Here is a 16,101-nt window from a genome sequence, read left to right as displayed (position 1 = left end):
TAAAGCAGACATTTCCATCTAATCCTAAACATCTTGTCAACGCGCAGGGTGCCTCATTGGCAATACATACCTGGTACCATGACTATTTTTTGGTGCGACGCTTAATGATTTACTAACTTGTAGGCCAAACATCAAATTCATACCTTAATCTTCATCGATATATGCGAACAAAAATCACAGTGGCAAATGGTGACGGGATCGGCCCCGAAATTATGAGTGCAACCTTGCGAATACTAGAGGCGGCCGGAGCACAGATCGAACCTGAATTTATAGAAATAGGCGAAAAAGTATATAAGAACGGTTTAGCAGCTGGAATTACGGATAGCTCATGGGAAGCGCTCCGCAGGAATAAGATATTTTTGAAAGCCCCTATCACGACACCACAAGGAGGCGGATACAAGAGCCTGAACGTTACTGCCCGAACAACCCTCGGCCTATTCGCAAACGTGAGGCCCTGCCAGGCCTACTCTCCTTTTGTGCAAACCAATCATCCATTGTTGAATCTGGTCATTATTCGTGAAAATGAAGAAGATCTTTATACCGGAATCGAGTACAGGCAAACGGATGAGGTGTATGAATGCCTAAAGCTGGTATCCCGACCAGGATGTGAAAAGATCGTACGCTATGCGTTTGAGTATGCCCGGGCCAACAACCGGAAAAAGGTTACCTGCTTTTCAAAGGACAATATCATGAAAATGACCGACGGACTATTTCACAGAATATTCAATGAAATAGCAACGGAATACCCGGAAATAGAAACGGATCACTGGATCATTGATATAGGTGCGGCGCTTCTTGCCGATCAACCCCAAAGATTCGAAGTTATTGTAACCCTTAATCTATACGGGGATATCATTTCGGACATTGCGGCCCAGGTGGCAGGATCGGTGGGAATGGGTGGTTCGGCAAACATCGGGGAGCAATGTGCCATGTTTGAGGCCATCCATGGTTCGGCACCGGACATTGCCGGCAAAGGTGTTGCCAACCCTTCAGGCCTGTTAAACGGCGCGATCATGATGCTGGTGCACATCGGACAGGGCGAAGTGGCGGCGCGCATTCATAATGCCTGGCTCAAAACCATAGAAGACGGCATTCACACCGGAGACATTTACAAGAGAGACATCAGCAAACAAAGAGTAGGAACCACGGATTTTGCAGACGCGGTGATTGCGAGAATCGGACAGCTTCCTGAACATTTCCGTCCTATCAGTTATGCATCCGCTCCCCGCCCTATTCAGGTAGCCTCATCGAAAGTTAAGCCACAAAATAAAGAGTTGGTCGGTGTTGACATTTACCTGGACAACCGGACGCCGAATCCGAAGCCGCTGGGAGATGCGCTCAGCAGCATAGCGTCTGATTTAAAATTAACCATGATTACCAACAGGGGAACCGTAGTTTATCCGGGAAACACCCCTGAGACTTTTTACACAGACCACTGGCGGTGTCGGTTTTTATCCAAAACGGGTGGCGCAATAGCGAAAGCGTCTGTTATAAACTTACTGAGCAGATTGGATAAAGATGGATACGATATCATCAAAACTGAAAATTTGTATCTGTTTGATGGAAAAGCAGGATTTTCTGTGGGACAAGGAGAATGAAAACACAGTGCATCATGGAGGCATCGTATTTCGTAATAGGCATGGAAGGAGATAAGGCAGAGTTAACTGTACGAGGTAACATGGCACGAAGGGCGATATCAATGTAAAGCAGTTGCACATTTTTTAAAGAAAATAATCGTAACATATCCCAGAATTTTATTTCCAAACGTTGTTTTAGTACTATTGTCTTTTTGAACCCATATTCCGTCCAGAATCGATTGCATTTATATATCAAATTATGAAAATATTGAGGTTTCGTTTCCCCTTCTTCATTTGCATTTTAGTACTCAGTACAATCATATTAAGCTGTAATTCAGCGATGCAGGCCTACAAGGACGGAGTTAAGAAATTTGACAACGGCGAGTACGACCTGGCTATCAAAGGATTCGAAAAAGCGGTTGCAGAAAATTATGAACCTGTACAGACTAACTTCCTGATCGCCGAATCCTATCGGCTCTCCAACCGTTTTAAGGAAGCCATACCTTTCTACAAAAAAGCCATTGATGGCGGTGTAACAAATCCGGAAGCACAATTCCAGTATGCCTATGCGCTTAAAACCACCGGCCAATATGAAGAGGCGTCGAATCAGTTTAGCCTCTTCGCAAAGGCTGCCAATAGTCCGAAACCTTTACAGGAACGGGCATTAAGAGAAATTGAAATTCTAAAAATCACGGATCGCCTTCGTACTGAAAAAATGGAGGTTGAATTAAAAAGCTTGCCGATCAATACAGGCGCATCGGAGTTCTCACCAGCAATACGGGGAGATGAGCTTGTTTTTTCTGCATCAAAAAAGGAAAAGATTTACAAGAACAACGGGCAACCGATGTTAGGCTTATATCAGGTTGCCATTGCAAAGGATCCTTCGCAAACGCAAGGGGTCCCTGCACTGTTCAGTAAGGACATTTTTGAGAGTGAAGCCAATGAGGGCTCACCTGCCTTCTCGCCGGATGGTAAGACGCTTGTTTTTGCCAGGGGGAATACGGGCAAACGAAAAGGTACCGTTGATGTGGATCTGTACATGAGCAAAAACGTGGGTGGCGCCTGGACGTTACCAGCTATCTTACCTATCAACGATTCTTTGGCCTGGGACGGTTCTCCGGCATTTTCCCGGGATGGGAAAACACTCTATTTTGCGTCCAATCGTGCAGGTGGCGCAGGCGGAATTGATATTTATCGAACCAATATGGATGCTTCCGGACGTTTCAGCAAACCCGTGAACATGGGTAGGGACATTAATACAGCAGGTGACGATATGTTCCCTTATGTTGCCGAAGGCGGCAAATTGTATTTTGCTTCTGACGGCCATCCGGGTCTGGGAAAACTGGACTTGTTTTCAGCGACCCGTTCCCAGGGTGTGATCACCATTGAGAACATGGGACTTCCTTTTAACAGTCCGCAGGATGATTTCGGTCTGGTTTTTTACAAGGGGCTGAAAAAGGGATTTTTCTCTTCCAACCGCGAAGGGGGCAAAGGCGATGATGACATTTACTACTTTGCGGCGCCAGAGGAACCGGATACAACCACCATTGCTAAAAACGACGACCCGACCGATCCGATGAGCCCTAAAAATCCTAATTACATCAATGGCCAGCCTAAAACGGTCAGATACTTCCTGGCAGGTGAGGTGTTTACAAATACAACACCCGGTGTACCGATCGATTCGGCCATTGTTCGTATACTGCCCGACACATCTGATACAGAAATAACCCGCCTCGCAACCGATCGGGCAGGTAAGTTCGGAAACCAGCCGGTTGAAGTGGGACAATCTTACGTCCTGCTGGTGGAAAAAAAGGGATACATCAGCAAGCGGGAGCCGTTTTCCATGAACGGGCGCAGTATTCCCCCGATTTTCCTGACCAAGCTTCTCACCGACACCGTTTTCACGGTTCGGGTAAACCTTGACAAACTGGAACTGAACAAAACCTTCGTTCTGGAAAATATTTATTACGACCTGAACAAATATAATATCCGGCCGGATGCTGCAATAGAACTCGATAAACTGGTACAAATATTAAAAGATAACCCTACGGTTAAAATTGAACTCAGCTCTCACACCGATGCCCGGGCGACCGACGCATACAACATGACTCTGTCTCAGAATCGTGCCGAATCCGCCGTTAATTATCTAAATCTCAAAGGAATTGATGCCGATAGAATGACTGCAAAAGGATATGGTGAACGACAACTCATTGTCCCGGATGCTAAAACCGAAGAAGAGCATCAGCGAAACCGGAGAACTGAATTTACCATATTGAGTTATTGATCGGGCCACCCTATCAACCTAAAACCTGCCGGGGAGAAAGCTGCCTGGCAGGTTTTATTCGTTTGTAGCGAAGCATTTTTTCTACATTTGTTGCTCATTTCAATTTTTAGGAATCCCGATCTACTCAATGTCACGAATTATATATTGGTTTCGGAATGATTTACGCCTGCTGGACAATGAGGGTTTTCAAACCGCGGCAGCTACGGCAAGTGAAATCATCCCGGTTTACGTTTTTGATCCACGGCAATTCGCCAGAACCAAGTTTGGCTTCCGCAGGGCCGGAGCCGCACGCGCCCATTTCCTGCTAGAAACCGTTGCAGCCCTCAGAACCAGCTTAAGAGAACGCGGCGGTGATCTTTTGATACGAATCGGAGAACCTGAGAAAATCATCGCAGAACTTGCCGAGAATTTCGGTGTTGAGTATGTATTTACCAGCAAAGAAATTGCCCCCGACGAAACCCTGGTAGAATCGTCGCTAAGCAAAAATCTGAAAGTAAATAACGTCGACATCAGACTCTTTTGGATGAATACTGTGGTAGGTGCTGCACAACTCCCCTTCCCCATTGCCAAACTTCCTGATCAATTTGAGACATTCTTCTCGCTTGTATCTGAGCGTGTAACGCTTGGCCCTCTGTTTCCTGTACCAAACGAGGTTAATCTTCCCATTGAATATACGGCGGGTGTATTACCTTCCCTGCCCATGTTGGGTATTGATCCAAATGAAATTGCGGGAGCAACGTCCTCGCTGCTGAAACCCGCCGGAGAAGCATTGGCAGCCTTAAAACTCAGCGATTTCGCTGCTCATAACGGGCTGCCTCAACAGGAAGTGTCTGCCGACCCGCTCATGCAGGCACAACTATCCCAATGGATTTCAATTGGTTGCCTATCGCCGCGGCTGATTTTATCGCAATTGGAAGGTAAGGAGGCATACCAATCGACACTTCGCTGCATGCTGAAAAGAGACTACCATCATTGGACACTGCTCCGATATGGATCCCGGCTTTTTAAGCCTAGTGGCATAGACCACAACATGGCTCGTCTCTGGAATAACGATTTAGAAGCTTTTGATGCCTGGAGAAATGCTGCCACTGAGAATCCAGAAGTCAATCTGGTCATGCACAAGTTAAATCAAACGGGATATCTGACTTTTGAAGAACGGAATCTGGCAGCCGGTTTTCTTGCAAATGACCTCAACATCAACTGGACCTGGGGCGCCATGTACTTCGAAAGCTTACTCCTCGATTACAATGTTTCGAACAGCTGGTGCAACTGGAACCGGGTTGCAGGCGTAGCGGGAAATGTGCATGTGAAAGGATATTAAAATAGCAAACAAAAATGTGATTTCCAGTTATCATGGTACCGGATGCTACGTAATGGCCAGGAACCGATTGTGTAGTTTTTCTTAAAGATTTTGCTAGCTTTGATCAATTTTGGGCCTAATCGTTAACTTTAAACTAAATTGAAATGTCAAAAGGACTCATTGCAGTTGTCGCCATTCTCCTGATTTTCGGATTTGTGGGATGCGGAAAATATAATGGACTTGTAACTAAAGACGAAGGAGTAAAATCGAGTTGGGCACAGGTGGAAAACCAGTATCAACGCAGAGCCGACCTGATACCAAACCTGGTAAATACAGTAAAAGGAGCAGCGGATTTTGAAAAGAGCACGTTGACGGCAGTTATTGAAGCCCGTTCCAAAGCCACGCAGACAACCATTAACCCCGATCAGCTGACACCTGAAAATATTGCCAAATTTCAGGGCGCTCAAGATCAGCTTGGTGGAGCAATATCCAGGCTTTTGGTTTCAGTGGAGCAGTACCCCCAGCTTAAAGCAAACCAAAATTTTCTTGAACTTCAATCTCAGCTAGAGGGAACCGAAAGCCGGATCGCAGTTGCCAGAAAAGACTTCAATGAAGTGGTTCAAGAATACAACCAGGAAGTACGTACGTTCCCGACCAATCTGTTTGCAGGGATATTCGGTTTCGCCCAGAAAGGTTACTTCCAGTCCACCGCGGGTTCCGACAAGGCCCCTACTGTAAAATTCTAGACCTTGGTCAGGAGTCTACTAAGTGATGACGGAATGTCCCTCATCACTTAGTAGTGTACACAAACCTTTCTTTAACTCTTCTTTCTATGCCGGCAGAATCACTTTTTTTTGGAGAGGAGGAGCAGCAGCTTATCATACAGGCCATAAAACAAGCCGAAAAACAGACTTCCGGCGAGATCAAGGTGCATATTGAAAAGAAATGCACTCATCCAGATGTGATGGAGCGCGCAAGAGAGGTTTTCGGCCTTTTGCAGCTACACATGACGGAGGCGCGCAATGGTGTGCTCTTTTATCTTGCATACGAAGACAGAAAATTCGCAGTTCTCGGTGATAAAGGAATATATGAAAAGGTATCTCTTCATTTCTGGGATAGTACAAAGGACCTGCTCCGGTCTCATTTTTCTTCTAATCAATTTGCCACGGGGTTGTGTGAGGGCATTCGGGAAGCTGGAATTCAGCTAAAGATTCATTTCCCCTATCAGACTGGCGACATCAATGAACTTCCTGATGACATTTCATTCGGATCATGATCTATGAAGAAATTCCTTATATTTTTCTCTTTTGTTTTATTGGTTTCTGGTCGGATAACAGCTCAGGATATTCCTGCCAAGCCTAATCCGCAGCGGCTCGTAAATGACTTTGCAAATCAGCTCAACGCAACCGAAATCGCGCAATTAGAGCAGAAACTGGTTAGCTACAACGACTCCACTTCATCGCAGATAGTCATTGTGGTGGTGCCTACCACCGGTGAGTACCCCATCGGAGATTATGCTTTCAAGCTGGGTCGTGAATGGGGAGTCGGACAAAAGGGTAAAGACAACGGCATTGTCTTACTCTGGGCCTCTACGGACCGTAAAATTTTTATCAGCACCGGTTACGGCATGGAAGGCGTCATTACCGACGCCGTGGCAAAGAGAATTATTTCCACCATCATAACACCCGACTTCAAGAACGGGATGTTTTATAGAGGGCTTGACCGGGGCATTGATGCCATCTTTAAGTACGCCACCGGCGAATATAAAGCAGATCCGGCCGAAAGTTCAAATGGCGGATCAACGTCACCGTTTGTGATTTTCCTGATCATTTTCGGCGTATTTGTGATCATCATGTTCATTAGTCGCAATAAGCGCGGTGGTGGCGGTGGCGGATTCGGGAATATGGGTGGCGGGCCTATATTATGGCCCTATACTACACACTCCAGCGGGGGAAGTTCATCAGGGAACTGGGGGGGTGGAGATGGGGGTGGCTTTGGCGGCTTTGGAGGAGGAAGCTTTGGCGGAGGCGGTGCCGGAGGAGATTATTAGAAAGTCTTTATAGAAGTAAAAAAAATGCGCCACTGAGAGATTCAAACTCTCGGTGGCGCATTTTTTTAGCAAGAGGCGTAATACCCATTGGAACAATTCTAAAATTCACTTTCCCCGTTTCTAAGGATCATTTCTCTTTCATCGGAAGTTTTTTTACTTGCGTTATTACGTATTCTTTTCTGGTTTTTCCTTCTTTTTCTTACCCAAATGAAGAAACCAGTCACCGGAAGACTCGCAGTGATCAATGCGGCAATAAATGCAATCAGCTTGGTAGGCCAACCAAGCAGACTTCCGGTATGAATTGGAAAAACAACCCTTCGTGCCTTGAAGCCCGGAGTCTCGTTTTCGTAAAGCCGGGTGGATATCAATGAACCATTATTTTTATCAAAATAGAGAAAACTAACAACATTGCTGATCGCTGCCTCGTCATCCGTTTTAGCGACTGTGATACTTAAACTGTCCGTATCCAGGGTTGTGAAAGTTACCTTTCCGGTGTGCGGCCGAAGCAGGTCTGTTTCTTTGAGTATTCGCTGATAATGCGTAATGCTTGCCCCGGCCGTAATCAGGTTTACAGGTGCTTCTCTCTTTTGCGGTGGTTTGCCATCGAAAGTAAGATAAATGAGGTTATTCACCCATTTATAACTCCATACCAATCCTGTGGAAGCGATTAGAAAAACGAATGGCAGCGCATAAAACCCCAATACGGCATGTAAATCCCAATTGAACCTTTTGGGTGAGCCGTCCCATTTAACTTTAAATCTTTGCACTCGGTTCTTTCTGCCTGGCCACCAAAGCACCAGTCCGGTAATCATAATGACCAAAAAGCATACACAAGAAACACCAGTAATGATTTTGCCTGTGTCACCCATGCATAAATACCTGTGCAAACGTAAAACAACTTCAAAAAAAGTATCATGTTCATGCCTATTGCCTGTAATGGCGCCCGTAAAAGGATTAACGGCAATGGACAATAATTCCTTTTCACTTTTACCTTGTTTAAGCCCAAAAATAACGGTTCGGTTTTCTTCGGGTTCAACAATGATCCTGGTAAGCTTGTTGTTTGGAAAATGAAGGGCAACAACCTGCGCAAGACTATCGAGCGATAAGCGAGAAGATCCGGTTGGCACTTCCACAATATGAAATGATTTATTGATAACCGGTTCAAGTTCTTCTTCAAAAACAAGCAGACAGCCTGTAAGCGCCACTATAAAAACCACAAGGCCGGAGGAAATCCCCAGCCATAAATGCAGTTGCGAAGCAATTTTCTTGAATATTTTTTTCACAGGTTCGGCTTACCGTTTGAATGCTAAAAAGTATAGGAAACCGTAGCCATAAAATTGCGTGGTGCGCCCGGAAACAGTCTCAGGTAATCGTAACCACCTACCCAATAGGTTTTATTCGCCAGGTTATTAAGGTTGACCTGAAACTGGAATTTCTCAATCTTGTAGTAAATACCTCCATTCAGAACCACATAGCCTGGTAATGTTTGCGTGTTGCTCAACGATAAATTGCGTTCGGTCACAAAATTTCCACCCAACGCCAAGCCGAGACCGTTTATACCTCTGTTGGTAAAAGTGTATTTTGTCCAGATACTCCCCTGATTTTTTGGTGCATTCGGCTTCTGCATGTTAACCAAAACCTGGTCGGTTGCTTTCGTACCTGCATCCGTAATCTTTGCCTCGTTGTAACTGTATGCTACGATCAGATTCCAGTTGGGCAGGATGTTTCCGGTGATGTCAAATTCCACTCCCTTCGCCTGCTCCTCACCGATTTGTTGCAAAAGATCAGGGCGTTCGGCCACATTGGCATTGTAAAGGGTATTTGTCTGCGTAATGTTGTAAACCGAGAGATTCGCTGTCAGGCGTCCGTCGAACCACTCCGATTTTACCCCACCTTCGAGCAGGCTGCTGCGAATCGGGTCAAATGGTCCGCCGGCCAACGGATTCACCTGCGTGGCGGCATCCTGCGGGTTGTATCCTTTGGTATACGTTCCGTAAAGGTTAACATGTCCGTTGACCGTATATACGGCCCCGATACGTGGCAACAAGGCGTGTTGGGTTACATTAGATTCTGTTTTGGTAGTGTATCCTTTTTTGTCAATATAAGTATCGTAGCGAAGACCAAGCAATATTTGCAGACGGTCGATTTTAACCTGCTCCTGGAGATACAAACCGTGCAACTGGTAAAATACCGGTGTTGTGGCTGAATTAGCGACTACATTATAAATGTATTTACTCGGATCTTCCATCTGGTTGTTTTGCAATGTCAGATCGTAATGCGATATGTTGGGTTTCGGAATACTCCTGGTAATCCCGTTTTCAACGTAGTTATAAAATACATAACGCTCAGGTGTTTTGGCATTGTAGGCTGCCGCTCCGCCTGCTTTTAGCAAATACCCGTTGGCAGTTTGCTGCCCCGAACCTTTGGGCGTAGTAGACTGGATGTAGTCATATCCCGCCACAAACTTATGTTCTGCCTTTCCTGTATTAAAACTATGGTTGATAAAAAGCGAAACGTTGTCCATAAACGATTTTGTCTTCCGGATGAAAACCTGCCTGCCCACCAGATTAGGTATTGCCGATCCTGCCGAATCAACACCGTTTACATTACTGCTGCGGTGCTCGAGTAAGTCTTCGTTATAGCCTGTACGCAGGTAGGCCACATTCAGAGACGTATTTTGGGTAAACTGATGGTTCAGTGAAGTCGTGATCAGGTAGGTTTCTTCGTTCAAATAATCATTTACCGCATTGAGTGAGGTTTTGATTGAGCTCGAATAAAGGTCATTTCCCGCAACGGACTGCCCGCGGTCCAGCCGGCTTTTTGAGTTGTTGTAAACAAGGTCAAAGTTAATGCGGGTTTTCTGGGTTGGCAGAAACGATACAGACGGTGCAATGATGACGTTTTTATCGAACTGTAAGTTTCTGAATCCCTGTGCATTTACATAGCCAACATTCAATCTGTACAGAAGTGTCTTGTTTTCATTCATCGGACCTGTAAAATCGGCCAGTGCACGGAGTGTATTGAAGCTTCCCGTCGTGAATGACAAGGATTTCCGTGGCGTCATCAATGGTTTTTTGGTTACCCTGTTGATGGTACCACCTGGTGAAGTATTGCCATAAAGCGCTGATGCAGCACCTTTTATTACCTCAACTCTTTCAAGGTAATTTACCGGTGGTTGTTTCCAGAAACCGGAAAAGGTCCTTAATCCGTTGAATAACTGTGTGGTACTACCACCATTCATTCTGAAACCACGAATTGTAAGGTCATCATAAAAAGTAAACTGATTGACACCACTCATATTTTTGACTGCATCGCCCATCAAAAACGTTCCCTGGTCGTGCATTACTTCCTTTGTAATGTACGAGATGGCCTGCGGCACCTCCCGGATTGGTGTTGCCGTTTTGCTCCCGATAAAAGAAAGATCCGTTTTGTAATTCGATTCCGGATTACCAATAACATCCACCGTTTGCAAAAGCCGTGCGTCTTCGATGGCTTCAAGCTCCAAAGTTGTAGTTTGTCCTTCCGAAACCAATACCTGTTTTTCAATACGCTTGAAGCCTATTCCAGTGGCGATGATCTGATAACTACCTGCTTCAAGCCCCGAAAACGTAAATTCTCCTGTTTCGGAAGTAACCGTTCCTTTTCCCGTTTCTTTGAGAATAACGTTTATCAGTTCTACCGACTGCTTATTTTGTGAGGTAATTTTTCCTTTGATTACTGCAGTTTGGGCAAAAGCAGAAAAAGCAAGGGAAGAAAGTAGAAACGTAAAGAATATTTTCATTGCCTAAATAAAATTTTGCTGAATTGAGAGGCAAAAGTAATCTTATTTAGACTAATGCAAAATAATAGTAAAGGAAATTTTAGATAAAAAAATAAACCAATCTGATTTATAAAACTTTGGGCTTAAATTATGGTAATAAAACGTTTTTGGCATATAAAAAAGAGCAACAGAATTGGCCATATCCGCTGCTCTCTTTTTGCTCTGAAAACTTTTCTCTCCAAAATTACACAGATGCCTACGGGTTGTTCCAAAGGTACACAGCCGTTCCATGTGACTCTTTCCTAAACGCATCACATCCCTTTGTAATCAAAGAGAAATATGATTTCCTAAATATTCGCCTTGACAAACGATAGTCCATCCCGCATTAACTGCTCCTCCGAATCAAACATTTTACGCCAGATATTGGCAACAGGCAACTTCGGACTAAACGCTTCAAGACTTAACCATCCGTCGTATTTAATATCCCTGATCGCTTCAAAAACACCCTGCCAATCCACATTGCCTTTACCCGGCGTGGAACGATCGTTCTCCGAAAGCTGGATAAATGATATCCGATCACCAGCTTTGCGAATCGCATCCCCAATATTTTTCTCCTCAATATTGGCATGAAAGGTATCAAACATAATCTTGCAAGCGGGATGATTGGCCTCATCCACAAACCGGATCAGCTCATCGGTACAGCTGGTAAGGTATAGTTCGAATCTGTTCAGATACTCCAAACCAAGTGTGATATCCAGCGACTCCGCGTAATCGGCTACTTCACGTATACCTTCCAATCCCCATTGCCATTCCTCTCTCGTAGCAGGACTCCCGCTAAAGACACTTAGGGCAGAATGTATGGGGCCCATCAGACGCGTTGCACCCAAAACCAACGAGCAGTCTAAACAACTTTTCAGATACGCGACTGATGCTTTTCTTACCGACGGGTCACTACTTATGAGGTGGTGGTGGGGACTGCAGATCGTATCTGTCTCACAAGCCAGGCCAAGATCATCAAGCTTTTTACGAAAATTAAACCAGTGCTCCGGACTGGTGTTAAAGATCGGTACTTCCACGCCATCAAAGCCAATTTCTTTAATCAGTTCAAGCGTTGGGAACAGCTTATCGTCAATTTGATTTCCCCAGAGAAGGAGATTCATGCTGTATTTCATGCGGAAATATATAATTCAAAATACAATTTTACACGAATGTACTACCAAATCAATAGCAGCATTTGATTAGTGATGAACATATTTTGACCGAGTTCCAGGAGCGACATGCATAAACGGTAGAAACGGATTAAACAGCCTAGCTATCTGCTTGCGGTTAAATTAGTATCCTGTGCTTCTACGCGGTTGAATACTAGCTTATTACCTTGATTGTAATACAAAATAAGCTGCGTCGCATTTAACTCATATAGATTTACATTGGGCAGGGCATTGACAAATAGATCACCTAATAAGGTTTCTTTTCTTTCGGTACCGTCCCCACCCAACTGAATGCTGTTGAGCTGTGCTGTTTCGTAAAAGCCGGTAAGATAATTGTTTGCAGAAGTAGCCTCCAATTCCCCCTTCTCCTTGAAAGTAAGGCTAATATCATAAAGGCCCTGACGTGAGGCGGGCTTCTTGATGGTTACATTATCATGAACTACCCTTTCCAGCTCCCATTTCCCGGTGAGTTCTATTTGGCTGGATACGCTGGGTGCCTTTCCGCAACCTATTAAAATTAATGAAAGAAACAGCAGGGGCAGACAGTTGTAATGGGTCATGATCGTATGTGTTGAAGTCGTTCAATAAGGAGCGCTGAGTTAAACCGGGTTGTTGCTAAGAATCATAGAGCAACGTCATTATTGTCCTGGATCCGTCTCCCCCGTCAACTATAATTAAAATAGTGCCAGCGTAACCAGGACCATTAATTTACTCCATTTTGAAACGCAGAATAATCCCGTTTCTTTTAAAATTGTTAAAAACGCGAACAAATTTATTAAACGGCGGCAATTGTATTCCGGATGATAGCCAAATGACAACTTCACACTATGGGAATCGTGTAAAAGCTTCTACATTTAAAAACTAGCTGTATATTAACGTCGAAATTCAATTTATACTTATATTTAGGTCAAAATTCATTGTAATGTGAAAGCTCCGATACATAAGAATATTGAAAGCCAAGTACGGTCCGTAACAGTACAGGAACTTGTGGAACCTCATTTTGACGCAAACTGGCACTTTCACCCACACTACCAGTTGTTTACTGTATTACACGGAACGGGAAAGCGGCTCATTGGGGATTCTATCCAAACCTTTGGTCCCGGAGATACCGTTTTCCTTGGCCCGGATGTTCCCCATCTCTGGCGTAGCGACCCTGCCTTTTTTGAGAATAATCCGTCACTGTTTACGCATGGAATTGTTCTCTACTTTCAGGAGGACTTCTTAGGGAAGGACTTCCTGGAGCGAAATGAAATGATGGCTATTCGTCAACTTTTACAGGAATCCAAAAGAGGGATCGAGTATAAGGGAGCGCTGAGGGAGCACATCCGAACCGAATTATCTGAACTCATGCACATTGATGGCTTTCAAAGTGTGCTTCGGTTGCTTACTTTACTCAATCGCATCGCACACGAAGATGGAGGTACTCCCATTGCGAGCTATGGCTATGTCAATAACTATAAGGTTTCGGAAACGGAACGGATGCAAAAGGTGCACAATTACGTATTGCAGCATTTTGCCCAGGAAATCAGGCTTGGTGATGTAGCATCCCTGGCGGGCATGAGTGAAGCTGCCTTTTGTCGATATTTCAAGGCACGAGCCAACAAAACTTTCATTGATTTTGTGAATGAGATCAGGATTGGCCATGCCTGTAAGCTACTCCTGGACGACAAATTCACTATTGCTCAAATTGCTTATGACAGCGGATTTGACTCGCTGTCCAACTTTAACAGGAATTTTAAAAAGTACATCGGACACACGCCCAGGGAGTACAAGGTAAGTTATTGAGCTACCTTATCAAATAGCCGAGCGCTTTCATTTGGTTGGGGCATCCTTGATAAGTTCGTTTAAATATCCTCTCCCAGCCCCCCCTGCTATTGAGAACGACCCGGGAACGATTTCGCGAACAAATCCAGCGATTTGAAATACTTGTCGTCTTCTTCAAAAGATCTTCCAAACAAGATTTCGCCCGCGTTATTTTAAAAACGTCCTGTTCATTTATCCTTATATCCCGGCCCTTTCACAAATCTTCCCGGTTTCGCATTCGTATGTTCTCCGTTTTTCAAAACAGCAGTTCCATTCACAAACACGTCTGAAACGCCCGTGGCAAACTGCTGCGGTTTGTCGAATGTGGCATGGTCCTGCACTTTTTCCGGATCGAAAATAACCACATCGGCATAATTGCCTACCTTTAATTCGCCACGTTTTTTGAGCCTAAGGTTGGTAGCTGGCAACTTCGCTAATTTATAAATGGCCTTTTCCAACGGCAGTATCTTTTTGTCCCGCACATAGTGACCAAGTACCCTCGCAAAGTTGCCGTAAGATCGAGGATGCGGCTGCGACTTAAGAAAAACACCCTCCGGCGTATAGCTGCCGGCATCTGATCCGAAACTTACCCAGGGAAGTACCATTTCCTTTTTCAGATTACTTTCAGTCATAAAAAAGAACGCTACGTCGATGCGGGTACTATCCTGGACAATGAGATCGATGGCGGTTTCTTCAGGAGATTTATTTCTTAATTTGGCAACCTCGGCAAGCGTTTTTCCGATAAACTTTTTCAACGAGTCCTGCCTGAAGCCAAGCAATAGCACGTTTTCCGGGGTACCTGCGCCATAATACAGGTTCTCCCAATCTTCGGGATTCGAACGCATTATTTTTTGCATCTGTAGGCGAATGGCAGGCTCCTGAAGGCGTTGCCACAATTTGCCAAATCCCCCGTCCTGTAACGAAGGGGGGAATGCCGAAGTAAGCCCGGTTGCACCTGCCACGTAGGTATACATGTCTGCTGTAACCTGCAATCCTTCCGACCTGGCCTTTTCTATCCGCCTGATCACACCGTCCATCTTGTGCCAATTGTCCTTTCCCACGGCTTTTATATGGTAAATTTCAGCCGGCACTTTGGCCTCTCTGGCGATTGTGATCAACTCTTCAACCGCTTCGTCCAGATTGTTGCCTTCGCTTCGCAAGTGAGATATGTACATACCGCCGTGCCTGGACACTTCGGTACACAAAGCGATCAGCTCTTTCGTAGATGCAAAAAAATCCGGCGGATAAATCAAAGACGAACCCACGCCCATTGCACCTTCCTCCATCGCCTGTTTTACAAGTAACCGCATACTGTCCATTTCCGCCGCGGTGGCCTCCCGATTATCTTCTCCCACCACATAAGTACGCACAGTACCTGCACCCACAAAGGAAGCCACATTACAGCTTACACCCTTATTTTCCAAAAATTTGAGGTATTCGCCAAGCGTATTCCAGGCAATTTTGTAACGAATATCTCCTTGCCCGTTTTGCCATTCCGTTTTCATCTTCGCGTTCAATGGTCCCATGCTCGTTCCCTCACCCATCACTTCCAGCGTCACACCCTGGCGAATATCGCTCTGACTTCGTCCATCGTGAATCAATGATTCTGTTGCCCAACTGAGCATATTGATAAAACCGGGCGAAACTGCCTTTCCAGTGGCATCAATTTCATTTGTTGCCGTCTCATTTCCTAAATCACCGATCACAGCAATGGTGTCCCCATTGATGCCTATATCGGCTGAGAACGGCTTATCACCACTGCCATCGTAAATGACACCGTTGCGGATGATGGTGTCGTATTTGGGTTCTGTGGTGCAGGATAGGGTTGTTGCAACAATTAGGAGCAGTAGGAGTGGATTTCTCATGAAAGGACACAAAGTGGAACGACAAGATTAAAAGTACGAATTCATCGATACCAATACAAAGATTGTTGTCTCAACCAGAATCATATCCATCAACATGGAATTAAACTAAGGTCTGATTCAGAAATAAAGTCAATCATTACACAAAGTCGGGGATCGGTGCCGTTGATCATGCGTGCGTTCTTATGTTCTGTAAGATGTAGGGACCGCATTTTTGAGGGAGCCGCAGGGGAAAGATCGGGATGAATAAGTGACAT

At 45.0% G+C, this 16,101-nt stretch carries 12 protein-coding genes; 7 read left to right on the top strand and 5 right to left on the bottom strand.

What is annotated here, in order from left to right:
• Positions 1 to 161 precede the first annotated feature (161 nt).
• The 6 genes from DYADSP32_RS22365 to DYADSP32_RS22340 all read left to right on the top strand — a co-directional run bounded on the left by DYADSP32_RS22365 (position 162) and on the right by DYADSP32_RS22340 (position 7,211).
• On the top strand, positions 162 to 1,598 hold the full coding sequence (locus DYADSP32_RS22365) for an NADP-dependent isocitrate dehydrogenase (protein ID WP_149240679.1): 1,437 nt from the start codon (positions 162 to 164) through the stop codon (positions 1,596 to 1,598).
• A gap of 319 nt (positions 1,599 to 1,917) precedes the next feature.
• On the top strand, positions 1,918 to 3,861 hold the full coding sequence (locus DYADSP32_RS22360) for an OmpA family protein (RefSeq protein WP_149244715.1): 1,944 nt from the start codon (positions 1,918 to 1,920) through the stop codon (positions 3,859 to 3,861).
• Between the two features lie 127 nt (positions 3,862 to 3,988).
• Positions 3,989 to 5,182, top strand: coding sequence for a deoxyribodipyrimidine photo-lyase (locus DYADSP32_RS22355; RefSeq protein WP_149240680.1), 1,194 nt, complete (start codon positions 3,989 to 3,991; stop codon positions 5,180 to 5,182).
• Positions 5,183 to 5,325: 143 nt separating this feature from the next.
• Positions 5,326 to 5,907: a LemA family protein gene (locus DYADSP32_RS22350; protein WP_149240681.1), complete on the top strand. Its 582-nt coding sequence runs from the start codon at positions 5,326 to 5,328 to the stop codon at positions 5,905 to 5,907.
• 86 nt (positions 5,908 to 5,993) lie between these two features.
• On the top strand, positions 5,994 to 6,437 hold the full coding sequence (locus DYADSP32_RS22345; protein ID WP_149240682.1) for a TPM domain-containing protein: 444 nt from the start codon (positions 5,994 to 5,996) through the stop codon (positions 6,435 to 6,437).
• A gap of 3 nt (positions 6,438 to 6,440) precedes the next feature.
• Positions 6,441 to 7,211: a TPM domain-containing protein gene (locus DYADSP32_RS22340; RefSeq protein ID WP_149240683.1), complete on the top strand. Its 771-nt coding sequence runs from the start codon at positions 6,441 to 6,443 to the stop codon at positions 7,209 to 7,211.
• Between the two features lie 98 nt (positions 7,212 to 7,309).
• On the opposite strand, the gene DYADSP32_RS22335 is transcribed toward DYADSP32_RS22340, so the two are convergent.
• The 4 genes from DYADSP32_RS22335 to DYADSP32_RS22320 all read right to left on the bottom strand — a co-directional run bounded on the left by DYADSP32_RS22335 (position 7,310) and on the right by DYADSP32_RS22320 (position 12,739).
• Positions 7,310 to 8,494: a PepSY-associated TM helix domain-containing protein gene (locus tag DYADSP32_RS22335; protein ID WP_149240684.1), complete on the bottom strand. Its 1,185-nt coding sequence runs from the start codon at positions 8,492 to 8,494 to the stop codon at positions 7,310 to 7,312.
• Positions 8,495 to 8,517: 23 nt separating this feature from the next.
• On the bottom strand, positions 8,518 to 10,992 hold the full coding sequence (locus DYADSP32_RS22330; RefSeq protein WP_149240685.1) for a TonB-dependent receptor: 2,475 nt from the start codon (positions 10,990 to 10,992) through the stop codon (positions 8,518 to 8,520).
• 326 nt (positions 10,993 to 11,318) lie between these two features.
• Positions 11,319 to 12,131, bottom strand: a complete 813-nt coding sequence (locus DYADSP32_RS22325) for a sugar phosphate isomerase/epimerase family protein (RefSeq protein ID WP_414617979.1) — start codon at positions 12,129 to 12,131, stop codon at positions 11,319 to 11,321.
• Between the two features lie 152 nt (positions 12,132 to 12,283).
• On the bottom strand, positions 12,284 to 12,739 hold the full coding sequence (locus tag DYADSP32_RS22320; RefSeq protein ID WP_149240687.1) for an META domain-containing protein: 456 nt from the start codon (positions 12,737 to 12,739) through the stop codon (positions 12,284 to 12,286).
• Between the two features lie 364 nt (positions 12,740 to 13,103).
• Here DYADSP32_RS22320 and DYADSP32_RS22315 point away from each other — a divergent pair, with 364 nt between their 5' ends.
• Positions 13,104 to 13,964 carry an AraC family transcriptional regulator gene (locus DYADSP32_RS22315; protein ID WP_149240688.1) on the top strand — a complete coding sequence of 287 codons (861 nt, stop codon included), beginning with the start codon at positions 13,104 to 13,106 and terminating at the stop codon, positions 13,962 to 13,964.
• 206 nt (positions 13,965 to 14,170) lie between these two features.
• On the opposite strand, the gene DYADSP32_RS22310 is transcribed toward DYADSP32_RS22315, so the two are convergent.
• The gene (locus tag DYADSP32_RS22310) at positions 14,171 to 15,847 is read right to left on the bottom strand and encodes a D-aminoacylase (protein ID WP_149240689.1); all 1,677 of its coding nucleotides are present in this window, start codon (positions 15,845 to 15,847) and stop codon (positions 14,171 to 14,173) included.
• Positions 15,848 to 16,101 lie beyond the last annotated feature (254 nt).

The organism is Dyadobacter sp. 32, assembly GCF_902506755.1.
Lineage (GTDB): Bacteria > Bacteroidota > Bacteroidia > Cytophagales > Spirosomataceae > Dyadobacter.
This window is presented reverse-complemented; position numbering and strand designations above follow the sequence as displayed.